This is a genomic window from Streptomyces sp. NPDC004721, assembly GCF_053601495.1.
This window is the reverse complement of sequence record NZ_JBSGBZ010000001.1, coordinates 78,831-105,406: the sequence shown is the minus strand read 5'-3', so window position 1 is coordinate 105,406 and position 26,576 is coordinate 78,831. Positions and strand designations below refer to the sequence as shown.

General features: G+C 67.4%; 27 protein-coding genes and 2 pseudogenes. 17 read left to right on the top strand and 12 right to left on the bottom strand.

All coding sequences use genetic code 11. The features are described 5' to 3' along the window. Positions 1-12 precede the first annotated feature (12 nt). The gene (gene rpsR / locus ACWEK3_RS00520) at positions 13-249 is read left to right on the top strand and encodes a 30S ribosomal protein S18 (RefSeq protein ID WP_003949403.1); all 237 of its coding nucleotides are present in this window, start codon (positions 13-15) and stop codon (positions 247-249) included. Positions 250-267: 18 nt separating this feature from the next. Then, positions 268-714 (top strand): 50S ribosomal protein L9, encoded by a 447-nt coding sequence (rplI, locus tag ACWEK3_RS00515; RefSeq protein ID WP_361413596.1) that lies wholly within the window; start codon positions 268-270, stop codon positions 712-714. Positions 715-869: 155 nt separating this feature from the next. On the opposite strand, the gene ACWEK3_RS00510 is transcribed toward rplI, so the two are convergent. After that, the gene (locus ACWEK3_RS00510; protein ID WP_450540289.1) at positions 870-2,207 is read right to left on the bottom strand and encodes an MATE family efflux transporter; all 1,338 of its coding nucleotides are present in this window, start codon (positions 2,205-2,207) and stop codon (positions 870-872) included. A 459-nt stretch (positions 2,208-2,666) separates the two neighbouring features. On the opposite strand from ACWEK3_RS00510, the gene dnaB reads away from it, so the two are divergent. Then, a complete protein-coding gene (dnaB, locus tag ACWEK3_RS00505; protein ID WP_450540291.1) occupies positions 2,667-4,145 on the top strand; it encodes a replicative DNA helicase in 1,479 nt (492 codons plus the stop codon). A 278-nt stretch (positions 4,146-4,423) separates the two neighbouring features. Here the strand turns inward: dnaB and ACWEK3_RS00500 are convergent, their stop codons facing one another. After that, complete coding sequence (locus ACWEK3_RS00500) at positions 4,424-4,990, bottom strand: dihydrofolate reductase family protein (RefSeq protein ID WP_316763753.1); 567 nt, start codon at positions 4,988-4,990, stop codon at positions 4,424-4,426. Between the two features lie 357 nt (positions 4,991-5,347). Here ACWEK3_RS00500 and ACWEK3_RS00495 point away from each other — a divergent pair, with 357 nt between their 5' ends. Further along, positions 5,348-6,733: a serine hydrolase domain-containing protein gene (locus ACWEK3_RS00495; RefSeq protein ID WP_453248583.1), complete on the top strand. Its 1,386-nt coding sequence runs from the start codon at positions 5,348-5,350 to the stop codon at positions 6,731-6,733. Positions 6,734-6,807: 74 nt separating this feature from the next. Here ACWEK3_RS00495 and ACWEK3_RS00490 read toward each other — a convergent pair whose 3' ends face one another. The 7 genes from ACWEK3_RS00490 to ACWEK3_RS00460 all read right to left on the bottom strand — a co-directional run bounded on the left by ACWEK3_RS00490 (position 6,808) and on the right by ACWEK3_RS00460 (position 12,394). Beyond that, positions 6,808-7,260, bottom strand: a complete 453-nt coding sequence (locus ACWEK3_RS00490) for an N-acetyltransferase family protein (RefSeq protein ID WP_453248582.1) — start codon at positions 7,258-7,260, stop codon at positions 6,808-6,810. Between the two features lie 52 nt (positions 7,261-7,312). Next, positions 7,313-7,777 carry a MarR family winged helix-turn-helix transcriptional regulator gene (locus tag ACWEK3_RS00485; RefSeq protein WP_361421049.1) on the bottom strand — a complete coding sequence of 155 codons (465 nt, stop codon included), beginning with the start codon at positions 7,775-7,777 and terminating at the stop codon, positions 7,313-7,315. Between the two features lie 166 nt (positions 7,778-7,943). After that, on the bottom strand, positions 7,944-8,810 hold the full coding sequence (locus tag ACWEK3_RS00480; RefSeq protein ID WP_453248581.1) for a GNAT family N-acetyltransferase: 867 nt from the start codon (positions 8,808-8,810) through the stop codon (positions 7,944-7,946). 90 nt (positions 8,811-8,900) lie between these two features. Then, positions 8,901-9,383: an NUDIX domain-containing protein gene (locus tag ACWEK3_RS00475; protein WP_225076418.1), complete on the bottom strand. Its 483-nt coding sequence runs from the start codon at positions 9,381-9,383 to the stop codon at positions 8,901-8,903. A 139-nt stretch (positions 9,384-9,522) separates the two neighbouring features. Continuing rightward, positions 9,523-10,428 (bottom strand): LysR family transcriptional regulator, encoded by a 906-nt coding sequence (locus ACWEK3_RS00470; protein WP_390872968.1) that lies wholly within the window; start codon positions 10,426-10,428, stop codon positions 9,523-9,525. Positions 10,429-10,729: 301 nt separating this feature from the next. Then, complete coding sequence (locus ACWEK3_RS00465; RefSeq protein WP_450540778.1) at positions 10,730-11,920, bottom strand: cystathionine gamma-lyase; 1,191 nt, start codon at positions 11,918-11,920, stop codon at positions 10,730-10,732. Positions 11,921-12,016: 96 nt separating this feature from the next. Continuing rightward, positions 12,017-12,394, bottom strand: coding sequence for a phage holin family protein (locus tag ACWEK3_RS00460; RefSeq protein ID WP_141359890.1), 378 nt, complete (start codon positions 12,392-12,394; stop codon positions 12,017-12,019). Between the two features lie 48 nt (positions 12,395-12,442). Between ACWEK3_RS00460 and ACWEK3_RS00455 the strand changes: the two genes are divergently transcribed. The 4 genes from ACWEK3_RS00455 to ACWEK3_RS00440 all read left to right on the top strand — a co-directional run bounded on the left by ACWEK3_RS00455 (position 12,443) and on the right by ACWEK3_RS00440 (position 14,787). After that, a complete protein-coding gene (locus tag ACWEK3_RS00455; protein WP_361421062.1) occupies positions 12,443-12,760 on the top strand; it encodes a cupin domain-containing protein in 318 nt (105 codons plus the stop codon). 179 nt (positions 12,761-12,939) lie between these two features. Further along, positions 12,940-13,152 carry a DUF5326 family protein gene (locus ACWEK3_RS00450; RefSeq protein ID WP_141359891.1) on the top strand — a complete coding sequence of 71 codons (213 nt, stop codon included), beginning with the start codon at positions 12,940-12,942 and terminating at the stop codon, positions 13,150-13,152. Between the two features lie 200 nt (positions 13,153-13,352). Next, positions 13,353-14,252, top strand: a complete 900-nt coding sequence (locus tag ACWEK3_RS00445; RefSeq protein WP_453248580.1) for an IclR family transcriptional regulator — start codon at positions 13,353-13,355, stop codon at positions 14,250-14,252. A 97-nt stretch (positions 14,253-14,349) separates the two neighbouring features. Next, complete coding sequence (locus tag ACWEK3_RS00440; RefSeq protein ID WP_361421069.1) at positions 14,350-14,787, top strand: SsgA family sporulation/cell division regulator; 438 nt, start codon at positions 14,350-14,352, stop codon at positions 14,785-14,787. A gap of 102 nt (positions 14,788-14,889) precedes the next feature. On the opposite strand, the gene ACWEK3_RS00435 is transcribed toward ACWEK3_RS00440, so the two are convergent. After that, positions 14,890-16,380: a YibE/F family protein gene (locus tag ACWEK3_RS00435; RefSeq protein ID WP_453248579.1), complete on the bottom strand. Its 1,491-nt coding sequence runs from the start codon at positions 16,378-16,380 to the stop codon at positions 14,890-14,892. 241 nt (positions 16,381-16,621) lie between these two features. Between ACWEK3_RS00435 and thiC the strand changes: the two genes are divergently transcribed. Beyond that, complete coding sequence (gene thiC / locus ACWEK3_RS00430; protein ID WP_453248578.1) at positions 16,622-18,454, top strand: phosphomethylpyrimidine synthase ThiC; 1,833 nt, start codon at positions 16,622-16,624, stop codon at positions 18,452-18,454. Between the two features lie 128 nt (positions 18,455-18,582). On the opposite strand, the gene ACWEK3_RS00425 is transcribed toward thiC, so the two are convergent. Further along, positions 18,583-19,353 (bottom strand): hypothetical protein, encoded by a 771-nt coding sequence (locus tag ACWEK3_RS00425; protein WP_453248577.1) that lies wholly within the window; start codon positions 19,351-19,353, stop codon positions 18,583-18,585. A 485-nt stretch (positions 19,354-19,838) separates the two neighbouring features. On the opposite strand from ACWEK3_RS00425, the gene ACWEK3_RS00420 reads away from it, so the two are divergent. From ACWEK3_RS00420 to ACWEK3_RS00385, 8 genes and pseudogenes are all read left to right on the top strand, one after another. Further along, positions 19,839-20,234, top strand: coding sequence for a response regulator transcription factor (locus tag ACWEK3_RS00420; protein ID WP_453248576.1), 396 nt, complete (start codon positions 19,839-19,841; stop codon positions 20,232-20,234). A gap of 32 nt (positions 20,235-20,266) precedes the next feature. Next, complete coding sequence (locus ACWEK3_RS00415) at positions 20,267-20,533, top strand: hypothetical protein (RefSeq protein WP_450540787.1); 267 nt, start codon at positions 20,267-20,269, stop codon at positions 20,531-20,533. 126 nt (positions 20,534-20,659) lie between these two features. After that, positions 20,660-21,376: an ABC transporter ATP-binding protein gene (locus ACWEK3_RS00410; RefSeq protein WP_453248575.1), complete on the top strand. Its 717-nt coding sequence runs from the start codon at positions 20,660-20,662 to the stop codon at positions 21,374-21,376. Continuing rightward, a complete protein-coding gene (locus ACWEK3_RS00405) occupies positions 21,373-22,899 on the top strand; it encodes a hypothetical protein (RefSeq protein WP_450540790.1) in 1,527 nt (508 codons plus the stop codon). The genes ACWEK3_RS00410 and ACWEK3_RS00405 overlap by 4 nt, the downstream gene beginning before the upstream one ends. Continuing rightward, positions 22,880-23,116, top strand: a complete 237-nt coding sequence (locus tag ACWEK3_RS00400; protein WP_450540792.1) for a hypothetical protein — start codon at positions 22,880-22,882, stop codon at positions 23,114-23,116. The genes ACWEK3_RS00405 and ACWEK3_RS00400 overlap by 20 nt, the downstream gene beginning before the upstream one ends. Positions 23,117-23,165: 49 nt before the next feature. Beyond that, entirely contained in the window at positions 23,166-23,642 is a 477-nt protein-coding gene (locus tag ACWEK3_RS00395) for a hypothetical protein (RefSeq protein ID WP_450540794.1), read from the top strand. Between the two features lie 267 nt (positions 23,643-23,909). After that, positions 23,910-24,122, top strand: a pseudogene (locus tag ACWEK3_RS00390) (hypothetical protein); the annotation flags it as partial. Between the two features lie 124 nt (positions 24,123-24,246). Beyond that, a pseudogene (locus tag ACWEK3_RS00385) lies at positions 24,247-25,162 on the top strand (aminoglycoside phosphotransferase family protein). A 3-nt stretch (positions 25,163-25,165) separates the two neighbouring features. Here the strand turns inward: ACWEK3_RS00385 and ACWEK3_RS00380 are convergent. Then, positions 25,166-26,503: a sporulation protein gene (locus tag ACWEK3_RS00380; RefSeq protein ID WP_453248574.1), complete on the bottom strand. Its 1,338-nt coding sequence runs from the start codon at positions 26,501-26,503 to the stop codon at positions 25,166-25,168. Positions 26,504-26,576: the final 73 nt, after the last annotated feature.

Genomic DNA, 26,576 nt, shown 5'->3' with positions numbered 1-26,576 from the left:
AGGAGAAACACCATGGCGAAGCCGCCTGTGCGCAAGCCTAAGAAGAAGGTCTGCGCATTCTGCAAGGACAAGGTCACGTACGTGGACTACAAGGACACGAACATGCTGCGGAAGTTCATTTCCGACCGCGGCAAGATCCGTGCCCGTCGCGTGACCGGCAACTGCACGCAGCACCAGCGTGACGTCGCCACGGCTGTCAAGAACAGCCGTGAGATGGCGCTGCTGCCCTACACCTCCACCGCGCGCTAAGGGAAGGGTGAGCCACACATGAAGATCATCCTCACCCACGAGGTCTCCGGCCTCGGTGCCGCGGGCGACGTCGTGGACGTCAAGGACGGCTACGCTCGCAACTACCTGATCCCGCGGAAGTTCGCGATCCGCTGGACCAAGGGTGGCGAGAAGGACGTCGAGCAGATCCGTCGTGCTCGCAAGATCCACGAGATCCAGACCATCGAGCAGGCCAACCAGATCAAGGCCCAGCTCGAGGGCGTGAAGGTCCGCCTGGCCGTCCGCTCCGGCGACTCTGGCCGCCTGTTCGGTTCCATCACCCCGGCCGACGTCGCCTCGGCGATCAAGGCTGCCGGCGGTCCCGAGGTCGACAAGCGCCGCATCGAGCTGGGCGCGCCGATCAAGACCCTGGGCGGTCACGAGACGTCCGTGCGTCTGCACCCCGAGGTTGCCGCCAAGGTCAGCATCGAGGTCGTTGCCGCGTAAGGCACTCCGCTCGGCTTGAGCAGTCGTGAAGGTGCCGCATCCGTCAAGGATGCGGCACCTTCCGCGTGACTGAGGTCAGTGGCGCTGAGGTCAGGGGAGCGGGAAACCACGTTTCACGTGAAACGTGGCGGCCCGCGGTGTTTCACGTGAAACGGTCAGCGTGTCGCACCTGTGACGATCCAGCGGCCCGAGCGGGAACGCAGCCACAGCGTCAGCATCCGCACGGTCATCATCAACGTCATGGCCGTCCAGAGCGCGGTGAGCCCGCCGCCCAGAACGGGAACGAGCAACGCCACAGGTGTGAAGACCGCCAAGGTCACCAGCATGGCGCCGGCGAGATACGGTCCGTCCCCCGCGCCCATCAGCGCACCGTCCAGGACGAAGACCACGCCGCAGATCGGCTGGGAGAACGCCACCAGGAGCAGTGCGGCCAGTGCCGTGTCCTTGACGAGGGCGTCACTGGTGAACAGCGACAGGAAGAGCGGTCGGCTCAGGATCACCAGGAGCCCGAGGGCGAAGCCGACGGCTATCCCCCACTGCACCATGCGCCGGCAGGCCTCGCGAGCGCCCTCCGGATCGTTGGCGCCGAGATAACGGCCGATGATGGCCTGTCCGGCGATCGCGATGGCGTCGAGGGCGAACGCGAGCAGGCTCCACAGGGACAGGACGATCTGGTGGGCGGCGATGTCCGCGTCACCGAGGCGGGCCGCCACGGCCGTGGCGATCATCAGGATCGCCCGCAGGGAGAGCGTACGGACGAGCAGCGGGGCACCGGCCTGTGCGGACGCCCTGATACCGGCCCGATCGGGCCGCAGGGAGGCGTGGTGCCGGCGGGCTCCACGGACAACCACATAGAGATAGACCAACGCCATGCCGCACTGGGCGATGACGGTGCCCCAGGCCGAGCCCGCGATGCCGAGTCCGGCACCATAGACGAGCCCGACATTGAGGGCAGCGTTGGCGACGAACCCGGCGACGGCGACATACAGCGGCGTCCGGGTGTCCTGAAGCCCACGAAGGACTCCGGTCGCGGCCAGCACGATGAGCATGGCCGGAATGCCGAGCGAGGAGATGCGCAGATAGGTCGTCGCATACGGTGCCGCCGTGTGCGAGGCGCCGAAGAGGTCCACCAGGGCGGGCGCGGTGGGCAGGACGACCGCGATGACGGCGGCCCCGAGCAGCAGTGCCAGCCAGATGCCGTCCATGCCCTGGCGGATGGCTGCCCGGATGTCGCCCGCGCCGACGCGGCGGGCGACGGCCGCCGTGGTGGCGTAGGCGAGGAAGACGAAGATGCTGACGGCGGTGGTCAGAAGGGCCGAGGCGATACCGAGTCCGGCGAGTTGCGCCGTGCCGAGATGGCCGACGATCGCGCTGTCGGCCATCACGAACAGCGGCTCGGCGACGAGTGCGCCGAAGGCCGGTACGGCCAGCGTGACGATCTCTCGGTCGTGCCGGCGCCGGGTGGCCGGGCGGCGTGCGGGGGCCTGTGTCATGTGCACCAATGTAATCGTCCACAGGTAAGAGATGCAAAGCCCTTGCAGTCCTTACTTGAGGTTTGGTGGCGTTCGCTTGTGCGTACCGTTCGAGGCGATCTTGATCCGACTGGGAAAGTTTTTCTTCTGCACAGCCGGTGGACGGGAAAATAGCAGGTCAGCGTGGTTCTGTGGATGGCGCCGAGGGCTTTTTCACAGGCCTGTCCACCGGCTCGTGCACAGGTTCCGCCAAGTTCTCCACAGCATCGGGGCGGTCGTCCACATGGCCTGTGGATAACCAGATTGGCTGACGCTGTTCTGGGCCCTACCGTGGTCCGGCGCCCGCTCCGTCCGCCGGCTTCCAAAGCGTCATAAACCTGACGCGCCTGAAGCGGAGTTGGGCCTCTCATTTGTCAGTGCCGTCCCGTACAAAAGAGGGGCACGGCGAGGTCCGCTCGGCGGACGGGAGGAGGCTGCTCGGTGAGCATTTCCGAGCCCTTGGACGATCCGTGGGCCGACAGCGGTCCAAGTGATCGTCTGCCCGCCTCCCGCCGCCGTCCCGACGCGGAGCGCGGCCGGGACGAGCAGCACGACCGCGGCCGGGAGAGCGGTGCGTGGGACGACGGGGGCTCTGCCTTCGAACGCGTTCCCCCACAGGACCTCGACGCCGAACAGTCGGTCCTCGGCGGCATGCTCCTGTCCAAGGACGCCATCGCCGACGTGGTGGAGATCCTCAAGGGCCACGATTTCTACAAGCCGGCCCACGAGACGATCTACCAGGCGATCCTCGACGTCTATGCCAAGGGCGAGCCGGCCGACCCCATCACCATCGCCGCCGAACTCACCAGACGCGGCGAGATCAACAAGGTCGGCGGTGCCTCGTATCTGCACACGCTCGTGCAGACCGTGCCGACGGCGGCGAACGCCGCGTACTACGCCGAGATCGTCCACGAGCGGGCGATCCTGCGCCGCCTGGTCGAGGCGGGTACGCGCATCACCCAGATGGGATACGCGGCCGACGACGACGTCGACGAGATCGTCAACCGTGCCCAGGCCGAGGTCTACGCGGTCACCGAGCAGCGCACCAGCGAGGACTACCTGCCGCTGGGCGACATCATGGAGGGCGCGCTCGACGAGATCGAGGCGATCGGTTCGCGCAGCGGGGAGATGACCGGTGTGCCCACCGGGTTCACCGATTTCGACTCGCTGACGAACGGTCTGCATCCGGGCCAGATGATCGTCATCGCCGCGCGTCCCGCGATGGGCAAGTCGACGCTCGCGCTGGACTTCGCGCGGGCGGCGTCGATCAAGAACAACCTGCCCAGCGTCATCTTCTCGCTGGAAATGGGGCGCAACGAGATCGCGATGCGTCTGCTGTCCGCCGAGGCCCGGGTCGCCCTGCACCACATGCGTTCGGGCACGATGACCGACGAGGACTGGACGCGGCTGGCCCGCCGGATGCCGGACGTCTCGGCCGCCCCGCTCTACATCGACGACTCCCCGAACCTGTCGATGATGGAGATCCGTGCCAAGTGCCGGCGCCTGAAGCAGCGCAACGACCTGAAGCTGGTAGTGATCGACTATCTCCAGCTGATGCAGTCCGGCGGTTCCAAGCGTGCCGAGAGCCGGCAGCAGGAGGTCTCGGACATGTCCCGAAACCTCAAGCTGCTGGCCAAGGAGCTGGAGATCCCGGTCATCGCGCTCTCCCAGCTCAACCGTGGCCCCGAGCAGCGCACCGACAAAAAGCCGATGGTCTCCGACCTGCGTGAGTCGGGATCCATCGAGCAGGACGCCGACATGGTCATCCTGCTGCACCGCGAGGACGCCTACGAGAAGGAGTCGCCGCGCGCCGGCGAGGCCGACCTGATCGTCGCCAAGCACCGAAACGGCCCGACCGCGACGATCACGGTCGCCTTCCAGGGCCACTACTCACGGTTCGTGGACATGGCACAGACCTGATCCGGCGACTGTAGGGTCTCAGATTTCGTGGCCAAATCTCACGAGCGATGGCCAAGCGATGGCATATCTGACAGGAATCTGAGACTGGTCTGAGACTGGCAGGTCAAGCCGCCCACTCGTATGGGTGATTGGGCTCTGATGCTGGTGCCCTGGTAGAAGCCCGCTGACACCGTGGGCTCACGGGGCATCGCTCGTGGGCTTGGGGGTGTGCGGTGGGGGAGATCGCCGCGACGGTGAGAGGAAACACCCATCCAAGCCGTGAGACAGCGGGAAGCTGCTCAGCGCCTCGTCTCGTACCTGGTCAGGACCACGCCGCCGGGAAACGTCCGCGTCTCCACCAGGTTCAGGTTCACCCAGCTGTCCAGCGCGGTGAAGAACGGCGTGCCGCCGCCCACCAGGACCGGATGGGCGGCGATCGCGTACTCGTCGATCAGCCCGGCGCGCATGGCCGCCCCGGCGAGCGTTGCGCCGCCGATGTTCATTGGGCCGCCGTCCTCGGCCTTGAGCCGGGTGATCTCGGCGATCGCGTCGCCGGTGACCAGGCGGGTGTTCCAGTCGACCTTGTCGATCGTCGAGGAGAACACCACCTTCGGCGTGTCCCGCCAGTTCCGCGCGAACTCGATCTCCGCCGGGGTGGCGTTGGGCTGCTGGTCACCGGTCGGCCAGTAGGAGCTCATCGTCTCCCACAGCTTGCGCCCATACAGCGACAGGCCACTCGCCTGCTCGTGGTCGAGCCACCACTGGAACAGCTCGTCGCTCGGCGGTCCGCTCCAGCCGATGTCGTCGCCGGCCGCGGCGATGTAGCCGTCCAGGGTCAGGTTCATGCCGTAGATCAGTTTCCGCATGGCCCAGCCTTCCGTCCGTGAGTGTCCGGCGTATAGACCAGCGCGGCGCGGGAAACTCATCGGTGCGCGATCTGGGCTCGCCGGTAGTCCTCGTGCTCGGGGCTCAGCGTGGTGTACTCGGCCGGCACGGGCAAGCCGCCTGATCTCGACCTCGCCCTCGCGAGGAAATGCCACGGATTTGAGACTGATCACGGGTGACAAGGCCGTGAGACAGCCAAGAACGCCCAGGTCACGCAAGATCGACATGTCACGAGCGGCGAGACCTTACACGACCGCGGGCCGCCCGAGCACGGCTCTCTGCGGCCGTTCGGTGAAATCTGCTCGACGTGTGCCGGACGCTCCGGGTGGACTGGGGGCATGACGACAACTCAGGATGACCTGCTTCCCGGCACCCGCCGGGCGCTGCTGCACCGGATCGCCGTGGCCCAGGCCGAGGGACGGGGGCCGTCGCTCGTCGCCGCGGTCGTGCGGGGCGGGCGGACGGTCTGGCACGGGGCGCGGACGTCGGTGGACGGACACGTACCGGACCAGAACACGCAGTACCGCATCGGTTCGATCACCAAGACCTTCACCGCCGTACTCGTTCTGCGGCTGCGCGACGAGGGTCTGCTCGACCTCGGGGACCCGCTGGAGAAGCATCTGCCAGGCACCGGCGTGGGGGAGGTGACCGTAGCCGATCTGCTGGCGCACACGGGCGGGTTGGCCGCCGAGTCGCCGGCGCCCTGGTGGGAGAGGTCTCCGGGGTCGCTGCGTCCCGAACTGGCCGATGTACTCGGCGAGGAGCCGCTGCGGCATCCGGTCGGTCGGCGGTTCCACTACTCGAATCCCGGCTACACCGTGCTGGGTGCGCTCGTCGAGGAGTTGCGGGGCGCTCCCTGGGAGGAGGTTCTGCGGCGGGAAGTGCTCGAACCCCTGGGTCTGCACCGCACGAGTGCCCGCCCCGAGGCGCCGCACGCGCAGGGCTGGGCGGTGCATCCCTGGGCCGATGCGCTGCTGACCGAGCCCGCCGAGGACCTCGGGCGGATGGCTCCGGCCGGGCAACTGTGGTCCACGGCAGGCGATTTGGCCCGCTTCGCCGTCTTCCTGGTTCAGGGGGACGACCGGGTGCTGAGCGCCGAGTCGCTGCGGGAGATGAGGACTCCGGCGGCTCCGCCCGAGGCGGTGGATGTGGCGTCCGGGTACGCGTACGGCCTGGGGCTCGAGGTGCGGCGTTGGGGGGAGCGGCTCCTCGTGGGCCACAGCGGGTCGCTTCCGGGCTTCCTGGCCTCGCTCACCATCGGTGTGGACGACGACGTGGCCGCGGTGGTGCTGGCGAACTGCACGTCCGGGCCGGCGGTCGCCACGGTGGGCGCCGACCTCGTGCGGATCGTCGCCGACGCCGAGCCGCGGATCCCGGAGCCCTGGCGACCGCTGCGGAAGGTCGAGCCGGCGGTGCTGGAACTGGCGGGGCAGTGGTACTGGGGGACCTACGGGTTCGGTCTGCGGCTGACGGCTGACGGGCTCGCCTCGCTGGAGCCGCTGTCCGGCAACGGCCGGCGTTCGCGGTTCCGGGCGAACGGTGACGGGACCTGGACGGGACTGGAGGGCTACTACGCCGGAGAGGTACTGCGGGTGGTGCGACGGCCGGACGGGTCCGTGGACCATCTGGACCTCGGGTCGTTCGTGCTCACGCGTCAGCCGTACGACGTGGACGCTTCCGTGCCCGGTGGCGTGGACCCGGAAGGGTGGCGCGGCATCGGATAGGGCCCGGGAAGCCCCTGAGGGGCGGGCGTTTCACGTGAAACGCCCGCCCCTCAGAGCGTTCGGGTTCGAGATGCTCACAGTTGGAGCTTGAAGCCCAGGTGCGAGGCTTCGAAGCCCAGCCGCTCGTAGAAGCGGCGGGCGTCGGTGCGTGTCCTGTCAGAGGTCAGTTGGACCAACTGGCAGCCTTCGCGGCGTGATGTGTCGACGGCCCACTCGATGAGCCGCGTGCCCAGGCCGCTGCCGCGCTCGTCCGCGTGGATGCGGACGCCTTCGATGATCGACCGGGTGGAGCCGCGCCGAGACAGGCCGGGAACGATCGTGAGCTGGAGCGTGCCCACGACGCGGTCCTCGCGCACGGCGACCACCAGGTGCTGGTGGGGATCGGCGCTGAGCCGCTCCAGCGCGGACAGATAGGGCGCGAGGTCGTCCGGGGACTCACGCTGGGCCCCCAGCGGGTCGTCCGCGAGCATGGCCACGATGGCGGGGACGTCGGCGGCGACAGCGGCTCGTATGGCGAGATCTTCCATGGCCCGCACCCTATGGGGTGGTCCGGCTCGTACCGGCCATGCCGGTGCGGGCCTATGCCGGGGCTGTCGCGTGCAAGGACTCGACGGCCCGGACCAGCGGTGCCAGATCCGGGTTCTTCGCGGCTTCGTCGAGTGCCTCGCGCAGGGCGCCGTCGTTGGTCGGCCGGGCCTGGGCCAGGAGCTTGAGACCGGCTTCGGTGACGTTGGTGTAGATGCCGCGGCGGTCGGTGGGACACAGGTAGCGCTCGAGCAGCCCGCGGTCCTCGAGCCGGGTGACCAGTCGGGTGGTGGCGCTCTGGCTGAGGACGACCGCGTCCGCGACCTGCTTCATCTGCAGATGGCCGCCCTCACCGTCGTGCTGCCGGCTGAGCACGTCGAGCAGGGAGTATTCGCGCACGCTGAGGTCGTGCCCGGCCTGAAGGGCGCGCTCGACGTGCGCCTCGATCCTGCCGTGCAGCAGGGCGAGCGCGGACCAGCCCTGGGCTAGGGCGGTCAGCGCGGGGTCCGTCGCTGTCATGGGCGTTTCCTCCGTCCCGGAGCGGCTGAATCCAGGATAGGGCAGCGCAACAATAGACAGCTTTTGAAGATATCGCGCGTGCGCAACCATCGCCTGACGAAAGATCGGTTCTCGGCCAGGCGAAAGACAGGGGCCGCCGTCGAGGCGCCGGCCCGGAGCGGTCGCCTCAGCCCGCCGCCACGGTGAGCGGTGCGAACCGGCGGGTCCAGTCCCCGGGCGGCTCCGCGATGCCGTACATCATGACGTCGTTGCGCATCACCGGCGCCAGCCCACGTTCCGTCACCCAGGCCAGCAGCTCTTCGTGGCGTACGTCGATGTCAGTGCGCAGCCGGCGGTCGGTTCGGGCCGCGAGGGAGGCGATCAGGGCCTTGGCCGTCTCCGTGTCCCGGGCGATCAGGGGACCCACGACATGGGTGTCCATGTTGGGCCAGGCCGCCGCGTAGCCGATGATCCGGCCGTGCTCCTCGGCGACGCGCAACTGGTCGGCGAACGCGGGCAGTCGTGTGATGACCGGGGTTCGATCAATGCCGAACACCTCCTCGTCGAGCCGGAGGATGCCCGCGAGGTCTGCCGCAGTGGCCGCGCGCGTGGCGATAGGAGGTCGCGACTCGTCCGGTGTGAAGTGCCCGACCACCATCTCCGCCCTGCCGGTGGTCTTGAAGCCCAGCTCCTCGTAGAGCGGGCGGCCGAGCGGGGTCGCATGGAGGGTCAGGGGGGTGCTGCCCATCGTCGAGACCACGTGGCGCATCAGCCGTCGTCCGATGCCCTGGCGGGCATGTCGTTCGGCGACCAGGACCATGCCGATGGCGCCGAGATCCGGGCGGCCCTGCGGTCCGTACTCGCTCACGACACACGCCGCGATGAGCCCTCCGTCCGGGTCGTCGATGCCGTAGGCCGTCCCGGCCGTCAGAAGAAAGCTCCACTTGTGCTCCTCCCGCGGCCACCCCCGGTCCTCGGACAAGTCGGCGCAGGCGGTGAGATCGCGAAGCGTCAGGCGGCGGATGGGGGAATGACAGGGAGAAGGAGTCGACACGCAGGTCAGGCTGTCCGAAGGACCCCCTCGGCGTCCACCCGTTTCGGACCGGACGTACGTGCTTTTGGCCACGCACGGGTGACCTGTTCCTCAGCCCAGGTCGGGAGCGTGCATGGCTCGCACGCCCTCGATGTTTCCGTCCAGGTAGTGGCGCAGGGACAGCGGAACCAGATGGACGGAGGCGATGCCGACCCGTGTGAACGGCACCCGTACGATCTCGTACTCGCCGGCGGGCTGGTCCACTTCCGGGCCATGCCGCTGGGAGGGGTTCATGGACTCCAGTCGGCAGACGAAGAAGTGCTGCACCTTCACACCGGTCGCGCCGCCGTCCTCGCCGATGTGCTCCACGGTGTCCACGAAGCAGGGCACCACGTCGGTGATCTTGGCGCCGAGTTCCTCGTGCACCTCGCGGTGCAGGGCGTCGACGACGGTTGCGTCCCCGGGCTCGACCCCGCCACCGGGAGTGACCCAGTAGGGATCGACGCCGGGCTTGGTGCGCTTGATCAGGATCAGGTCGTCACCGTCGAGGAGAACGGCACGGGCGGTGCGCTTGACCACGGGTCGGACGGTCATGGGAGAAATGTGGCCCGGCTGGTTCCACGTGAAACATCGCACGCCGCCCCGGTCTCATGCCGCGCCCTTCTCCTCCCTTCCCACCTCTTCTCCTCCCTTCCCACCCCCTTCTCCTCTCTTGCCCTTCCTTCTTCTCCGTTCAGCACCAGGCAGTGGCCGCTCGCAGCAGCCATTCATGGGCCCGCGCGATGTGCGGCATCGCCAGCGTTCCGGTGCGGACCGCGAGGAAGTAGGTGCGCAGCGGTGGCACCGTCGGCTCGTGCAGGGGCACGATCTCCCCCCGCCCCAGGGCGGCCGTGCACAGATACCGGGGCAGCACCGCGAGCCCCGCGCCCGCCACCACGCAGGCGAGGACCGCACGCAGATCGGGGACGATCACCGTGCCGGAGGCCGCGGGCCGGGCGTCGAAGACCGAGCCCCAGTAGCGGGAGGCGAAGGGAAGTGACTCGTGGACCTCGATCACGGGGACGGTGTCCAGGGCGGGCACGACCGTGCGGCGCGGTGTCGTCTGATCGATCCGCTCGGCCCAGCGTGGAGCGGCGACCAGGACGTGCTCCTCGTCGCACAGCGGAGCCGCCGTGAGCAGTCCGCCGCGGGGCCGGGCCGTGCTGATGGCCAGATCGTGATGTCCGGCGGACAGGCCGTCCAGGGTCTCCTCGGCGGTCCCGAAGGAGGTGCGCAGCGCGAAGCCCTGCCCGTCGTCGCCGGTCAGCCCGGTCAGTGCGGGCAGAGCCCGCTCGGCGATGAACTCCGGTGGCCCGGCCAGATGCAGCGTGCGCAGGGAGAACTCGTCGTCGAGGCCGGTCTCGGTGATCTCCACGAGCGCGTCCAGATGCGGCGCGGCCTTGTGCGCGAGCTCGTCGCCGATGGTCGTGGGCGTCACACCGCGGGCCTGGCGCAGGAACAGGGGCCGTCCCAGCTGCCGTTCCAGCGTGCGGATCTGGGAGGTGACGGCCGGCTGGGAGAGGCCGAGGAGCGCCGCGGCGCGGGTGAAGGAGCCCGCGCGGTGCACGGTCACGAACGTGCGCAGCAATGCCAGATCCATGGCACGCCCACCCCTCTTGGTGCCCTTTCGTACGACCCCCCGGCCCCGCCCAACTATAAATATGTCGATAGGTCTCTGTCGCTACTGTGATTGGACACTGACACAGAGTCAACTAGCCTTGTTCGCGCGGTTCTTCGCGCGCGGAACCGAGGGCGGTCCGAGCCACGAGGGGGGAGGCTCGGACCGCCCGCTGTGCACGGACGGAAGCGGACGGAAGCAAACGGAAGCAGACGGAGACCGCCGGGACTCGCAGGAGATCCGTCAGGGGCCTGCCAGGGACCGGCCGGTGTCCGGGAAGCGGTCAGTGGGCCGGCTCGGCCGACTCGTCCAGCGCCCGCAGCACATCCGCCACCAGGTCCTCGGGATCCTCCGCACCGACGGACATCCGGATGAAGCCCTCCGGCACTGCGTCGCCGCCCCAGCGTCCGCGCCGCTCGGCCGTGGAGCGCACCCCGCCGAAGCTCGTCGCGGGGTCCACGAGCCGCAGCGCGTCGAGAAAGCGCTCGGCACGCGCACGCGTGGGCAGCGTGAAGGACACCACGCACCCGTAGCGCCGCATCTGCCGTGAGGCGATCTTGTGGGAGGGGTCGTCGGGCAGCCCGGGGTAGCGCAGCCCGGTCACCTCGGGCCGACCGCGCAGCGCCTCGGCGAGAGCGAGGGCGGAGGCGTTCTGCCGGTCGACGCGCAGTTGCAGGGTGGCGATCGAACGGTGGGCTAGCCACGCCTCCATCGGTCCCGGGATGGCACCGACGATCTTGCGCCAGCGGCGTACGGCCGCCATGGCCTCGCCGCCGCGGCCGGCGACGTATCCCAGCAGGATGTCGCCGTGTCCGCTGAGCTGCTTGGTGCCGCTGGCCACGGAGAAGTCCGCGCCCAGCGCCAGCGGCTGCTGTCCGAGCGGGGTCGCCAGGGTGTTGTCCACGGCGACCAGGGCGCCACGCGCGTGTGCCGCCTCGACCAGCCGCCGGATGTCGCACACGTCCAGCCCCGGGTTCGACGGGGACTCGATCCACAGCAGCCGTGCCCCGTCCAGCGCGTCGAGCTGGGCGTCCCCGCCGGTCGGCGCCGTGCGTACCTCGATCCCGTACTCCTGAAGCTGCTCGCGCACCAGGGGCAGCGCCTGGTAGCCGTCGCTGGGCAGCACCACCGCGTCCCCGGCGCGCAGCTGGGAGAAGAGCACCGACGAGATGGCGGCCATGCCGGAGGCGAACACGAGCGTCTCGACGCCGTCCTGTCCGGGTGCCTCCAACTCGCCGATGGCGCGCTCCAGCAGCGTCCAGGTCGGGTTCTCGTCGCGGCCGTAGGTGTACGGGCCCGTGGGGTCGCCCGGCAGATGGAAGTGGGCGGCGAACACCGGTCCCGGAAGTGTCGGCTCGTGCTTGACCGGCTCGGGCAGCCCGGCCCGCACCGCACGCGTGCCGTCACCGGCGCCGGTGGGGAAACGGGGCTGCTCCCGCGTGCCGTTCGGGTCGTCCGCAGCGGAGTCGTTCATACCGCTCTGCCTTCCTTCGCTTGCTGTCGTCCTGCGGCGAGCGGTGCGCGGTCCGCCGCCCACTTCTCTCTCGGGGCGCTTCCTCGGCCCCTCGGTTCAGTCCTCGTCCGGCAGGACCAGGTTCAGCGCCCAGGAGACGACCGAGACGATCAGGCCGCCCAGGACGGCCGTCCAGAAGCCCTCGACGTGGAAGCTCAGGTTGAGCTTGCCGCACACCCACGACGTCAGCAGCAGCATCAGAGCGTTGACCACCAGGGTGATCAGGCCCAGTGTCAGGATGAACAACGGGAAGGTCAGTACCTTCACGATCGGCTTGACCAGGAAGTTCACCAGCCCGAAGATCAGAGCAACGACGATCAGCGTGCCGGCCTTCTTGGCGGTGCTGTCGCCGGTCAGGGTGATCTTGTCGAGCAGCCACACGGCGACCGCCAGGGCGCCCGCGTTGGCGATCGTCTTGACTACGAAATTCTTCATGTGTCTGATCGTGGCAGACCAGATCGACTACGAGTACGGGCGAGGGCGATGAAGGCATTCCGGCTGGACGAACTGGAGGCGGAACGAGCCGCCAACGAGGGTGCCTACCTTCAGTTCCTGCGGGAGCGGAACATGTCGGTCGGTCTGTACGCGCTCAACGCGGGCGAGCACGACCCGCAGAAGCCGCACAACCAGGACGAGGTGTACTTCGTCGTGAGCGGCCGCGCCGCGATCACGGTCGGTTTGGAGACGACCGAGGTGGCCCGCGGCAGCGTGGTGTACGTGCCGGCCGGAGTCGCCCACAAGTTCCACCACATCAGCGAGGATCTTCGGGTCCTGGTGGTGTTCTCTCCCCCGGAAGCCTGAGGCGGCGTCTCGGGGTTCCCTAGGGGACCGGTCAGGGCAGGACAAGGGGTGCGAGGGCTCCGCGGGGCGCCCTCCCGGCTCTAGCATCGAGTGCAGAACATCGACAGGGCCCGCACCGGGGAGTGCGGGATGCCGACAGGGCCCGGCACCGCGCCGGCGGAGAGATGAGGACGAGGGCAATGCGAGAGATCTTCGCGAGTCTGCCGTGGTGGGTGAAGTGGATCGCGGTGCCCGTCATCGCTCTGGTCGTCTTCGGCGGCGTGATAGCGAGCGTGATCGGCTTCGTGGTCTGGCTGCTGTTCAAGGTGCTGATCTTCGTCGCGTTGGTCGGCGGGCTGATCTACATCGTGCGGAAGTTCATGGCGGGGTCGTCCTCACGCAGCGACTGGTGAGTGCCGGAGGGCGCCGGTGAACCGGTAACGGGAATCGCCGGTTCCCTCGCGGGAGGGAAGTTTCCCGGACAAGCCGTCCGTGTGCGGTGACAGGCGGATAAAGTCCGGAGATCGACGCGGGGGCCGGCCCCCGCAGGCGGCGTACACCCCCATGCGTGTTCCCCGCACGGCTGCCCCCCTCGCGCTACGGGAGTGACCCCTTGGCCACGGTTGACACCGCACCCGCAGAACGGCACGCGCCGCCCGCACCCCGGGGGCCGTCCCGCTCGACGGCCCTCCCGGCGCAGCCGCGTTCGTCGGCCCCCCTGGAACGGCCCAGGGCCACGGTCCCGGAGCAGCCGAGGCCTCAGCAGCCCCCCACCCTCATCGGATCCGTGCAGCGCGCGATGCGCCTGCTGGAGACCGTCGCGCGGCACGAGCACGGGGCACCCGCCAAGCAGCTCGCCCGTGAGACGGGCCTGGCCCTGCCCACCACCTACCACCTCCTGCGCACCCTCGTCCACGAGGGCTATCTGCGCCGCGACCAGGGCCTGTTCTTCCTGGGTGAGGCCACCGAGCGGCTGAGTAGCAGCGGAGCGGCGCAGAAACGTCGCACCACGATCGTCGAGGCGCTCGCCCAGTGGCGGGATTCCATCGGTGCGCCGCTGTACTACGCGATGTACCGCGAGGGCGAGATCGAGCTCATGTGCGTCTCCGCCACCGCGGCCATCCCGGCGGTCGAGGAATGGGCCGGCTTCCGCGAAACCGGGCACGCGCACGCGATCGGCCAGTGCCTGCTGTCCCAGCTGGACGACAGGGCTCGCCGCGACCACCTCGACCGTTACCCCGTGCGGTCCCTCACCCCGTACACGGTCCGTGACGAGCACACGGTGCTGCGGCGCCTGGAACGGGCCCGGCCGATGGAGCCGGTGACCGAGCGGCAGGAGTACGCGCTGGGGGCGGTGTGCGCGGCGATTCCCATCACGGTGGGCACCACGGCGGCCGCGATGGCCCTCTCCCTGCCGGCCCGTCAGGCGGACCGGCTGCTGCCCGCCGCACGTCGGCTGCAACACGAGGTGGGACGGCGTCTGGGCTCCTTGGCGCTCTCTATCAGTATCTGAAAACTCACTCCTTGTGATCTGATGTGCACGTTCAGCAAGATGCACCATTGTCACGGGATGGATTCCCGGCCAGTCGACGGCAAACAACGGGGTAGCGATGCGCGAGTCCGTACAGGCAGAGGTCATGATGAGCTTTCTCGTGTCCGAGGAGCTCTCCTTCCGCATCCCGGTGGAGCTGCGGTACGAGACCTGTGATCCCTATGCCGTACGGCTGACCTTTCATCTGCCCGGAGACGCCCCGGTGACCTGGGCGTTCGGTCGGGAGCTGCTGATCGACGGGGTGGGCACCCCGTGCGGGGACGGTGACGTGCGCATCTCACCGGCCGACCGCGACTCGCTGAGCGAGGTCCTGATCCGGCTTCAGGTCGGCGGCGACCGGGCGCTGTTCCGCTCCTCGACTGCGCCGCTGGTGGCGTTCCTGGACCGTACGGACAAGCTGGTGCCCCTGGGGCAGGAGGGTGCGCTGGCCGACTTCGACGCCCACCTCGACGAAGCCCTGGACCGCATCCTGGCGGAGGAACAGAGCGCGGGCTGAGGCGTCACGGCAGCGGACGCGGGCGGTGGTGTAACGCTTCGCCACGGCCTCAGGGGTGCAGGAACGCTTCGTCGGCCGCCCAAGTGGCCCCCGCGCACGGAGTCAGCGCCTGCGGCGCCTGCTCCTTCCACCGCGCGCCGGAGCGGGCAGGGTGGCCTGTGCCGCGGCCTGCGCCCGTCCCGGGCGGTCGGCCGAGACCACGAGTGCCGCCAGCGCCGTGGTGACCGGCACGGAGGCGACCAGGCCGATGGAGCCCACCAGCGTGCGCACGATCTCCTCCGCGACGAGCTCACTGGTGGCGACGGTCGTCACGCTGCTCTGCGCGATGGAGAACAGCAGCAGCAGCGGGAGCGCGGCACCCGCGTACGCGAGGACGAGGGTGTTGACGACGGAGGCGATGTGGTCGCGTCCGATGCGGATGCCCGCGCGGTACAGCCCGCGCCAGCCCATCGCGGGGTTGGCCTCGTGCAGCTCCCAGACCGCCGAGGTCTGTGTCACCGTCACATCGTCCAGGACTCCGAGCGAGCCGATGATGACACCGGCGAGCAGCAGGCCGCTCATGTCTATCGACGGATACAGGCCATGGATCAGACCGGTGCTGTCGTCGGTGTTGCCGGTCAGTGCGGCCCAGCCGATGAACAGCGAGCCCAGGAAGCCGATCAGCATCAGCGAGATCAGCGTGCCGAGCACCGCGACCGAGGTACGGGCGGACAGGCCGTGACACATGTACAGCGCGATCAGCATGATGGCGCTGGCCCCCACCACCGCCACGACCAGCGGGTTCGAGCCCTGCAGGATCGCTGGCAGGACGAAGAGGTTCAGCACCAGGAAGCTGATGGCCAGCGCGACCAGCGCCATGACGCCCCGCATCCGCCCGACGACCACGACGGCGAGTGCGAAGAGACCGGCCAGCAGCGTCATCGGGAAGTGCCGGTTGATGTCGGTGACCGAATACTGCAAGTCCTTGGGTGCCGAGGGCTCGTAGGCGACCACGACCTTCTCGCCCTGGTGCAGCTGCCGGGACTGGTCGGGCTGTACGACCTCGGTGAAGGTACGGCCCTTGTCGTTGCCGGTGTCCACCCGGATCGTGGCCTTCTTGCAGGTCCCGGACTGCTGCTGCTGTGCGGAGGACCCTTCGGCGGTGCTGGTGTCGCCGGTCGGTGTGTCCCCGGAGCCGTTCACCGACCGGCAGCTGACCTCGAGCACCTCGACGACGGTGGCTTGCTGGGTCTGCCGGTCGAAGCCCACGCCGGTGCGCTCGTGCGACGGGGCGCCACCCGGCCACAGCACGGCGAGTCCGGCCGCCACCACGGCGGCGAACGGGATGAGGATCGCAGCGATCACCTTGCGGAGGTGCTTCGACACGGGTGCGGCCGGCCCGTGGCTGTGGCTGTGCCCGTGCCCGCCACCGCTTCCCGGACCGTGCCCGGTGCCGTTCCCCGGGCTGTGTCCGGCACTGCTCCCCGGGCCGTGGCCGCCGCCGGTCGCGGGGCCGTGTCCGTGGCCGGCGGCGGTGGCTTCCTGGCCGTGCCGGAAGTCCTGTCCGCGTCGGGGTTCGGGCGGCGGATGCGGGAACTGCTCTGTCGTGGTCACCGCCCGATCATCGCAAGAACGGCACAGGCCCACTGTTCACCGCGCCACAAATGACGCTAGCGTGGAGGCACCTTTGCACACGCGGGAGCTCGGAGCACCGGGCTGAGAGGGCGCTGACCTCCGTCTTTGCGATGTTTCACGTGGAACGTGCGATGTTTCACACGAAACGCCGGCAGACGGATACCGCTGCGTCGACCGCCGAACCTGTTACCGGGTAATGCCGGCGTAGGGAGTAGGTCTCATGACCAACAAGGACGTACGCACGCCTGCCTCCAAGCAGATCTCCAGCGACGGGGAGCGGATCGCTTCCGACGCTTCCGACGAGGAGGCCGGGAAGTCCAGCGGCTGGCACAAGGGCTACGTGGAGGGCTCACGCCCCGATCTGCGAGTGCCGGTCCGTCAGGTGCACCTCACCAACGGGCAGTCCGTCACGCTGTACGACACCTCCGGCCCGTATACCGATCCACTCGTGGGCACCGATGTCCGCAGGGGCCTGCCGCCGTTGCGGGAGAACTGGATCGTGGCCCGCGGCGACACCGAGGAGTACGCCGGCCGTCCCGTCCGCCCCGAGGACGACGGGATCAAGCACACCTCGCCGCGCGGCGGTCTGCGCAACCTCGACGCGGTGTTCCCGGGACGGCCGCGCCAGCCGCGCCGCGGCCGCGACGGAGGAGCGGTGACGCAGCTCGCCTACGCGCGCCGCGGGGAGATCACGCCGGAGATGGAGTTCGTGGCCATCCGGGAGAACGTCGCTCCCGAGACCGTCCGCGAAGAGATCGCGGCGGGCCGCGCGGTGCTGCCGGCCAACGTCAACCACCCGGAGACCGAGCCGATGATCATCGGTAAGCGGTTCCTGGTGAAGGTCAACGCCAACATCGGCAACTCCGCGGTGACCTCTTCCATCGAGGAGGAGGTGGAGAAGATGACCTGGGCGACCCGCTGGGGCGCCGACACGGTCATGGACCTCTCCACCGGCCGCAACATCCACACCACCCGTGAGTGGGTGCTGCGCAACTCCCCCGTCCCCATCGGCACCGTCCCGCTCTACCAGGCCCTGGAAAAGGTGGACGGCAAGGCCGAGGAACTGACCTGGGAGATCTACAAGGACACCGTCATCGAGCAGGCCGAACAGGGCGTGGACTACATGACCGTCCACGCCGGGGTACGCCTCGCTTACGTGCCGCTGACCGCGAACCGAAAGACCGGCATCGTCTCGCGCGGCGGCTCGATCATGGCCGCCTGGTGCCTGGCGCACCACAAGGAGTCGTTCCTCTACGAGAACTTCGAGGAGCTCTGCGAGATCCTCGCGGCCTACGACGTCACGTACTCGTTGGGCGACGGACTCCGGCCCGGCTCGATCGCGGACGCCAACGACGAGGCACAATTCGCGGAACTGCGCACGCTCGGGGAACTCGGCCGGATCGCCAGGCGTCTGGACGTACAGACCATGATCGAGGGCCCGGGCCACGTCCCGATGCACAAGATCAAGGAGAACATCGACCTTCAGCAGGAGATCTGCGATGAAGCTCCGTTCTATACGCTCGGCCCTCTGACGACGGACGTCGCCCCGGCGTACGACCACATCACCTCCGGCATCGGCGCCGCGATGATCGCCTGGTGGGGCACGGCCATGCTCTGCTACGTCACGCCCAAGGAGCACCTGGGCCTGCCCAACCGCGACGACGTCAAGACCGGCGTCATCACCTACAAGATCGCCGCCCACGCGGCCGACCTCGCCAAGGGGCACCCGGGCGCGCAGGAGTGGGACGACGCCCTGTCCGACGCCCGCTTCGAGTTCCGGTGGGAGGACCAGTTCAACCTCTCCCTCGACCCGGACACGGCAAGGGAGTTCCACGACGAGACCCTCCCGGCGGAACCCGCCAAGACGGCTCACTTCTGCTCGATGTGCGGCCCGAAGTTCTGCTCGATGAAGATTAGCCAAAGCATCACAGAGCGGTTCGGCGGTGCAGCGGCTGAGGGTGCCACGGCGGAGGAGATCGCAGAGGGGATGCTGCAGAAGTCGAAGGAGTTCGCGGAGGCGGGGAACCGGGTGTACCTGCCGATCGCCGACTGACGCGGAGCCGCCGGAGCGGGGTCATGGCGGCCGAGTGGTCCTTGGCCCCGCTGTCTCTCCGGCGGTCGGACCGTAGCGTCATGATCCTCAAAGGCGCGAGCCCGGACACCCAGCCCGCTGATCTGAACCTACGTCTCAGCTGTGGTGATCCCGAGATCGACCCGCATGACGAGGCGCATAGCCCACAGGGCGTCCCACAGCTTTCTCATGTCTTCCCGGACTGTGGCCACGCTCTCGTCCTGCCCGGCAACGCCTCGGTCGAGCCGCTTTAGCTCGCCGTACAGGTCGCCGAAGCCCCGGTTCACTGTGCTGGCTACGTTCATCACGGGATCGGGCATGATCATCTGAGCCTCGGCGTGACACAAACGATGATCCCGGCGTGCACGATCCAGCTCGGACCGGAGGTCGTCGGTCACCTCACCCGCCTCCATGGCATGGAGGACGTTCGACATCACGTTGATGTAGTCCCGGGTAACGGCGTTCAGTGCGGCGTAAGTCGTTCGCCGCGCTTCAAGCTGAGCCTCGTGACGGGCATACTCGCGTTCGTCGTGCCTCAGTTGCCGTGCGTGCTCCAACTCGTGTTTTCTCACACGGTCAGCACCGCGCTGCGTGAGCAAGGCGGATGCAAGCGTGCCCCCGATGCCCAGAATCGCAACCACGATTGCGCTGATTGAGCCACTCATGCCGCCCCCCAACGTCCGGTCAGAGCCCGCGAAGACGGTATCGGTGAGTTGCCTCCGTACTTCTTCGGCAGCGGATGTACCGGTTCCTGGCTGAAGCGGTCCTCGATGAAGATCAGTAGCAGCATCACAGCGCGATTCGGTCCTGACGGGGCTGTGTCCAGCGACGATGAGATCCGGGCGGGCATGATGGCCAAGTCCGCCGAGTTCGCTGCTCAAGGGAATCGGATCTACCTGCCTATTGCAGAGTGATCTTCTAGCGGCTGAGTGTCCCTCAGCACACGTAGGGGCACTCAGCCGTCACCTGCTCGCCGCTTCAGCGACCTTGACCTTCTGATCCGTAGGATCGGGCAGCACGTTGTGATGGTTCTCGGTCTTCTGCCGAGCTGATCGTTGACGGTCGCGTTCAACGGTCTCCGTGTGCCGTCGTTGCCGTCAGGGTTGCCGTCACGCGTCGGCAGTCAGCGGTCGGATCCTCACCATCACGTTTCAGCCACCTTCAACACATCCGAACGCGACCTTCCACATTCCGCTCACGGAAGCTATACAGGAGCTACCCAGGATTTCCATCCCGTCCTCCTGCTCCGCCCGACTGAACCTACGAGGGTTGGGTTCTCGCCACCCCGCTTGCGTCCCTCGCCCAGTCGTTGACGCCGTGAGTACGGTGACTCCCGAGATCAGCGGCTCTGGCTGCCGGCCGGGGCATGACTAGCCAGACGATCGGGGGGATCATGTTTTCACGGGGGAGCGGGATTAAGTCTGCCGCCAGACAGAACACCGAGCATGAAGTGGGAAGGGACCATCACGGACTGCTCGACGTACCGCGATGGGTACTCGACGCAAACCTGTCCCTTCTAACTCCGCGTGAACGTGAGGTGCTTGTCGCGCTGGGCGACTGCCTGCCGAACGCAGCCATAGCCAGCGGCTGCCACATAACGGAGCGAACGGTCAAGAAGCACGTTGCCAGCATCTTCTTCAAGCTGGAGATCTCGTCGCGGGCGGAAGCAGCTGTCATAGCGACATGCAAAAAGCATGAGTTGCGACCGAATGGTGTCCCCTCGGACACTAGTGTGGCTTATCAGGGACATGGCACCGTCTAGCGCGTAACGATCACCTCGAAGGGAGGAAAGAAATGTCTATTTCTACCCTGGTGCCCGAGTCCGTTGCGTACACACACCGGATCACCTCGCGCGCCGTCGAATCGGTCAAGACGAAGATCGACAGAGGGCTTGTCCGCTACGACGCCTGGTTCCTGGTATTCATAGCGGTCATCCTCGCCCTGGGCGCCGCCCTGCTCGCGGGAATGGCCGTCTGGTGCGTCGTCAAGCAGGGCAAGACGTTCACCGGCCGCTGGCAGTACAAGGACTTCGGTCTGAAGGTCTACTTCGAGTGCAAGTAGCGTACGCCGCCAGGTAGCTGGCTGACGTCTGTTCCGGTGTGGTGCCCAGTCAGCCTACTCCTGGTGCACAACCCAGGCTGCCTGGGCACCCTCTGATTGGCAACTCGGCGAAAGACCAACGCGACAGTGACTCTCCTGGATGTCAAGAATGTCAGCTACTCCTACGACGGCATCGTCAACGTCCTCGCGGACGTGTCCTTCTCGGTCGAGGAAGGGGAGATCGTCGGTCTCGTCGGCCCCAACGGATCCGGCAAGTCCACACTGATCAAGAACATCTTCGATCTTGTGCACCTCCAGTCGGGGTCCCTCCGTATCGACGGTCACGAGCATGCCTCTGCTGAGGCGAAGTCCCTGGGCATGTATCTTTCCAGCAACGACTACTTGCCGGAATTCCTCACCGCCCGCGAGTACATCTCCTTGATGGCGAGTTTGTTCCACGTCGATGTGGACCACTCCGAAGCTCGTGACCTTTTCCGCAAGTTCTCGATGGAGGGGCGCTACGACCATCTCATCGAGGACTATTCGCACGGCATGCGCAAGAAAACCCAGCTCGTCTCCGCGCTCGTCATGCGCCGGCCCCTGACCGTGATCGACGAGACTCTCAATGGCATCGACCTCGAAGCGCTCCACCTCAGTGAGCGGGAGTTCAGACGTGTCCGCGACGAGGGCCGCTCCATCCTGCTGTGCACACATGACTTCCCCGTTCTGGAGCGCCTGGCCGACCGCATCGTCTTTCTCGACCTGGGCCATGTGGTGTACGAGGAGCCCACGCAGGACCTGATGGCTGAGCACGGTTCGGTGGCCACGATGGTGTTCGACTATCTCGGATCGGACGAGCGATGACCATGCGCCTGCGGCATTCCGCCGTCCTGGCCCGGATGCTCCTTGTCTTCTTCAGGCGCAGGGTGTTGAGAGTGGGGGTCCTGCGCTCCACTCCGGTTCGGGTGTTTGCGGTATCGGTGGCTGCCCTGCTCCTGGGCGCCATGTGCACTGCCGCTTACTTCTTCCTCAAGCCGCTTGCCGGCGACATGGCCGTGTGGCGTCTGTTGTTCGACACCTCGACGGTCTCTCTCATCCTGTGGGTGCAGGTCGCGTTTCTGCTGGTGAAGGTGCTCTTCATCAACGCGGAGGGCATGCTGCAACTGAGCTACCAGTTGCCAGTGACCAACCGTGAACGCTCGGCGGCGTTCTTGATGTACGAGGCGGCGATGACGGGCATCGTGGCCGGCGCGGGCCTGATCTCCCTCATGGTCAGCGCACTACTGCTGCTTGGCCCATCGGCAGTTGCGTACGTCACCGCGTCCGTCGTTCTGCCCACCATCCTGACCTATCTCGCCCTAAGCGTCCTCTACCAACTACTGGCACGGGCATGGGCGTTGGTCGGGCTCAGGCGGATTTCGAACGTCCTGTCCGTCCTGGCCCTGTTCGCACTGCTGGCGGTCTACTCCGTCCAGATGAAGGCGATGATTCCGGCTCTCAGCCAGGCGTACTTGAACAAGGAAACCCGTTTTGTGTGGGTCACGTCGGTGTCCTGGGCGTGGCACCGGTACGGGGCCCTGTGGGCCTTCGCTGCCGCGGTGCTTCTCATGACGGCGCTCGTAGCTCTCACCCTCGTGCTCGCTCCGAATCAGCACGTCCGCCAGTCTCGTTATGTGAACGTTCGAGCAGGCAGACGGCTGAGCAGCGCTCTACGCCCGTACGACTGGTGTCTGTTGCGTAGCTCGCAGACCGTGGCAGGTGCCGCAATGGCTGTTGCCCTGTTCATCTACCTGCTGCTGCGTCCCGCGACGAACCCGATGTGGAGCTTCACCGTCCTGTCCTTGGGCGGCCTGTACCAATTCACCGCCACCCAGCCACTGCGGATGCTGCCCGGTGCCTCGGAGCCCGCTTGGCGGACCTACGGACGTCTGGTCAAGGCGCAGGTCGTACTGCTCGCCGTGTTCGCCGTACCCGGGCTCGGGATCGTCCTCTCCGTCGACCCGCACCTTTTCACCCAGAGTGGACCGGCTCTCCTGGGCTGTCTCGGCGGGGCCGTCATGACCACGTGCATCAGCATCGTGTTCCCCGCAGAGAAGGACAATCCTTTCTCCGTTTTCCTGGGCCTTTCCGTGGTCACCGTCGTACTCGCCCTGTCGGCGATCGGGCTTGGGATGCTCAGCCTTCCGCCATGGGCACTGGCGGGATGCCTTGCCGTAGCAACCGTGCTGTTCGTCTTGTACGCAGTACAAGGAATCGAGACAAGCGAGTCGAGGAGAAGGAATGAAACAGGCACTGTCGGTCATGAAGTCCGTCGTCGGCGCCGCCCTGCTGACCCTGGTGACCGTAGTGGTGACACTACTGGTCCTCATGTTCTCCACGGACGGTGACCAGATAGTCCATAAGGAGGCCCTGTTCGGGTCGCTGTTCTTCGAGACACAGGAGAAGAGCGGGGGAGCCACCGGCGTCACCATGGGCGTGGCGAACCCGACGGCTCTGATCATCATGTTCTTCGTGTTCGCCATTATCCTGATGATGACTCAGATCACTTACCGGGGGTTGAAGCAGCGCCGTGAACAACTCATCAAGGAGATGTCCGGCAACTGAACCCAGTATCTACAACCGGGACGACCTCCGGATCCGCACAGTCGTCGTAATGGTGGCTGCCCAGGTGTGGCCACTGCTGGTATTCCTGGGTCTGTTCCAGGCGGCGGCTTTGGCCTATCTCGCACGGTCGGGTGACAGCGTGCCGGCCGAGATGGCGTGGACGCTGTTCAAGCCGTCGGCGCTGGGCCTAGTGGCGTCGTTCGCCCTGCACGAGGCAGCACACGTGATCATCCTCAAACGGATCCACACGGTGACTCATATCGCGATCAGTCGCACGGCGTGGCGTACGTCAGTCATACCCGAAGGGACCATGACGGCACACCAGATGGCAGGTGTGGCCCTCGCCGGTCCTTTCTCATGCGTCATTGTCGGCGCCCTTCTCTGGCTCTCCGGCCTTGACGACTTCCTGGCCTGGTGGTATATCGCACACGTTGTGTTCCTCATGCCCTTTTTCGGAGACGGTCGGACCCTTCACCACAGCATCCGCATGGCGAGGGGGCAATCAGCCAAAGAAGGTCAGGGATGAACCGCGGGATGAGGGCCACCGATCGCGATCGCCAGTGGCTTCACGTCGGTTCCGGCCGCCTCGCGCCTATCTGACGTGCTGCCCCTGTCCGCCCCGTCCGCCTGCCGCTCCCCCTCGACAGGTGGGCGGGGCATTCGGCTTGGTCTCCGCTCAGCGGCGCCATCAATTCGAGCAGCCCACATCCCGCCCCTGCCCCGCTCGCGCTGACGCAGGACGCCTCCTTCTGGATCAGCCGGGAGCACACATTTTCTCGCGCGGCTCTCTATTCCGTCCGCCGCGGTGGGGCTGCTCGGGGCGGCGCTGTCCGTGGCGGCGTACGCGCTGGTGCTGTGGGCGCAGACGAAGGCGGAACTCGCGCCGATCGCCGCGCTGGAGGAATTCTTTCCCCAGGACGTCACGGCCCCAGTAATCACAGCTAAGAGCCACGATCGTGGGACCCGGAGAGCCCTTGCATTGGGCCTTCGGCAGTTGGTTACTTGAGGCTTGCCCTCGCCTCGATCGACTACAGATGGGTACGGTCGTGGCGTGTCTGGCGTGCGTCGGGTTGGTCGCCTGTAGGGCGTGCGCCGATGGATCGCGCGCGACTAGGGGAGCTGGTACGGGCATGGCGGTTGACGCTGCTCGATCGGAAGAGGGGTTCACGTCGGCGGGGGCTGCGCGGGTGATGAGTGCCGCATGCCGGGCTGCGGGGCTCGATGACAGGGGCGCGGAGTTGATCCGGCTCGGGGAGAACGCGTTGTTCCGTCTGGCCTCGGTGCCGGTGGTCGTGCGTGTGACTCCTGGGCGGGAGTGGGCGACGACGGCTCGCAAAGAGGTCGCTGTCTCAAGGTGATTGACGGGGGAGGGGTTCCGGCCCGCTCGTATCGTCGAGGATCTTGAGCAGCCGCTTGTGATCGACGGTCACCCGGTGACCTTCTGGCATCTGATCGTTGAGGGGGACCGGAAGGCGACGTATGGGGAGCTGGGGGCCACCCTGCGGGACCTGCACGCCCTGAAGGTGCCGGACGGGCTTGAGCTGCCCTCGTTCGATCCCTTCGACAAGCAACAGCGGCGGCTCGACCGGGCCCTAATCCCGGAGGACGACAAGGTGTTCCTCCGGAAAGCGGTGGCACGAGCTGCGGGACAAGTACGCCGAACTGCGCTTCGAGACGCCCAGGGGGCCGGTCCACGGTGACGCGCACGTGCAGAACCTCATGGTGGACGACCGGGGGCAGGTTATCCTGATCGATTTTGAAGCCTTCTGCTTCGATCACCCGGAGTGGGATCTCATGGTCACGGCCGTTGAGCATCACAGCCTTGGGTGGCAGACCGGTGAGCAGTACGCCGACTTCGTGGCTGCGTACGGGCGCGACCTGTACGACTGGCCTGGGTACGAGACGCTGCGGAGACTGCAGGAGTTCTGCATGACGACGTGGCTCATGCAGAACGTGCAGGAGGACGAGAGGACGGCGGCCGAGTACCGCCGGCGCATCGTTGGCCTGCGTAACGACGATGCGCCGCGCGACTGGCGGCCCTGGTAGCTGCTATTCGTCGTCGTCCAGACGGGCAAGCGCGTCCTGTACCTGGTCGTTAAAGGCGGCCACTATCGGGTTCGCTGCGTGGGCGCTTACCTCGGCCTGGAAGTCGGTGACGTAGCGCTGGAAGCGGGTGGACTGGAGGGAGTCGCCGCCGTCGACTGCGAGGCTCGCGGTGGTGACGGCGGCCTCCAGCTCGTCGTTCAGTAGCTGGCTCTGCGCGAGTACCATGCGGCAGAACCGCAGGGTCCGGGCGTACTTCGGGTCGGTGCTGTCCACGGCTCTCTGTGCCTGCTCGACTGCTTCGCGGCGCATCTTGAGGTCGCGGAAGCAGTGGCAGAGTTCGCCCATGAGCTCCGCGGAGTCAAAGTAGCCGAGCCATGCCGGGTCTTCGGCCGTGTCGGCGTGCTCGAAGTGCCGCTCAGCCTCGTTCATCGCGCGGCCTGCCGCTATACGGTCGCCTGCGTTGGACAGAGCGCGGGCCTCCATCGCCGAGTAGTTCGCCATGGCGCGCGGGGTGGCTCTGCCCTTGGCGCCCTCGACAGCGGCGCGGGCAAGTTGGATGGCCTGGGTGTGGTGGCCGAGGTAGTTGGCCTGGTGGCTGAGGTTGCCGAGGATGCGGGCGCCGAACATGCGGTCGTCGATGACCTGTGCCAGGCGCAGAGTGGACGTCAGGTAGCGGTGGGCGAGACGGTGGTTCCCTGTGTCGTACGCGGTCCAAGCGAGCAGCTGCGAGACCTCTGCGGCGGCGCTGAATAACGCGGTGCCCGTCTTCTCGCTGTAACTGGCGTCTAGCAGGGGCAGGACCTCGTGGCGAAAGTAGTGGCGCAGTGCCTTGTGGCCGTGGCCGCCGCCGTACTTGAAGTCGAGTTGCATGAACATGCTGGCTGCGTCCCTGATGGCGCGGACGTCGCGCATGCCGACTCGTTGGTGAGCGGGTCGGTCGGCCTGGATGCCATCGGGGCGGCCGATCATCCATGACAGGACCGTGACACTGAGGTCACCGTCTGCGATGGTCAGTTGATCGGCGGCCGAGGCTTCGGCGCGCTCATCTGCAAGGCTTCCCAGCAGGGACAGCGCGTCGGGCACCGTGCTCGGGTATCCGACTGGCTGAGGGGCGGCTGGCCGCGCGAGATCGAAGAAGCCGAGATCGCCGGGGGTGATGCGGCGGCTCAGTTTGGCGCTCAGGACGTCAGCCATGATGGCCGCTGCCTGCGGCTGGATGCCCGCGCCATCGCGCCATCGCTTCACGGAAACGTGCGTGGTGCCAAGGCTTACTCCGCGCTGTGCGGCGGCGTCCTGCATCCGCTTCGCCAGACCCTTGTTCGAGACCTTGGCCTCGTCCATGACGGCGATCAACTGCGCGTTCGGCTCGGCGTCCCCGGCGCCCCGGCCCGGCGGGTGCGGGACGGGGTGGCGG

Coding starts and splice junctions, on each gene's coding strand:
- rpsR (WP_003949403.1), top strand. CDS start 13: ATGGCGAAGCCGCCTGTGCGCAAGCCTAAGAAGAAGGTCTGCGCATTC.
- rplI (WP_361413596.1), top strand. CDS start 268: ATGAAGATCATCCTCACCCACGAGGTCTCCGGCCTCGGTGCCGCGGGC.
- ACWEK3_RS00510 (WP_450540289.1), bottom strand. CDS start 2,207: ATGACACAGGCCCCCGCACGCCGCCCGGCCACCCGGCGCCGGCACGAC.
- ACWEK3_RS00500 (WP_316763753.1), bottom strand. CDS start 4,990: ATGCGGAAACTGATCTACGGCATGAACCTGACCCTGGACGGCTACATC.
- ACWEK3_RS00495 (WP_453248583.1), top strand. CDS start 5,348: ATGACGACAACTCAGGATGACCTGCTTCCCGGCACCCGCCGGGCGCTG.
- ACWEK3_RS00490 (WP_453248582.1), bottom strand. CDS start 7,260: ATGGAAGATCTCGCCATACGAGCCGCTGTCGCCGCCGACGTCCCCGCC.
- ACWEK3_RS00485 (WP_361421049.1), bottom strand. CDS start 7,777: ATGACAGCGACGGACCCCGCGCTGACCGCCCTAGCCCAGGGCTGGTCC.
- ACWEK3_RS00475 (WP_225076418.1), bottom strand. CDS start 9,383: ATGACCGTCCGACCCGTGGTCAAGCGCACCGCCCGTGCCGTTCTCCTC.
- ACWEK3_RS00470 (WP_390872968.1), bottom strand. CDS start 10,428: ATGGATCTGGCATTGCTGCGCACGTTCGTGACCGTGCACCGCGCGGGC.
- ACWEK3_RS00465 (WP_450540778.1), bottom strand. CDS start 11,920: ATGAACGACTCCGCTGCGGACGACCCGAACGGCACGCGGGAGCAGCCC.
- ACWEK3_RS00460 (WP_141359890.1), bottom strand. CDS start 12,394: ATGAAGAATTTCGTAGTCAAGACGATCGCCAACGCGGGCGCCCTGGCG.
- ACWEK3_RS00455 (WP_361421062.1), top strand. CDS start 12,443: ATGAAGGCATTCCGGCTGGACGAACTGGAGGCGGAACGAGCCGCCAAC.
- ACWEK3_RS00450 (WP_141359891.1), top strand. CDS start 12,940: ATGCGAGAGATCTTCGCGAGTCTGCCGTGGTGGGTGAAGTGGATCGCG.
- ACWEK3_RS00440 (WP_361421069.1), top strand. CDS start 14,350: ATGCGCGAGTCCGTACAGGCAGAGGTCATGATGAGCTTTCTCGTGTCC.
- thiC (WP_453248578.1), top strand. CDS start 16,622: ATGACCAACAAGGACGTACGCACGCCTGCCTCCAAGCAGATCTCCAGC.
- ACWEK3_RS00420 (WP_453248576.1), top strand. CDS start 19,839: ATGACTAGCCAGACGATCGGGGGGATCATGTTTTCACGGGGGAGCGGG.
- ACWEK3_RS00415 (WP_450540787.1), top strand. CDS start 20,267: ATGTCTATTTCTACCCTGGTGCCCGAGTCCGTTGCGTACACACACCGG.
- ACWEK3_RS00405 (WP_450540790.1), top strand. CDS start 21,373: ATGACCATGCGCCTGCGGCATTCCGCCGTCCTGGCCCGGATGCTCCTT.
- ACWEK3_RS00400 (WP_450540792.1), top strand. CDS start 22,880: ATGTTCTCCACGGACGGTGACCAGATAGTCCATAAGGAGGCCCTGTTC.
- ACWEK3_RS00395 (WP_450540794.1), top strand. CDS start 23,166: ATGGTGGCTGCCCAGGTGTGGCCACTGCTGGTATTCCTGGGTCTGTTC.
- ACWEK3_RS00380 (WP_453248574.1), bottom strand. CDS start 26,503: ATGGACGAGGCCAAGGTCTCGAACAAGGGTCTGGCGAAGCGGATGCAG.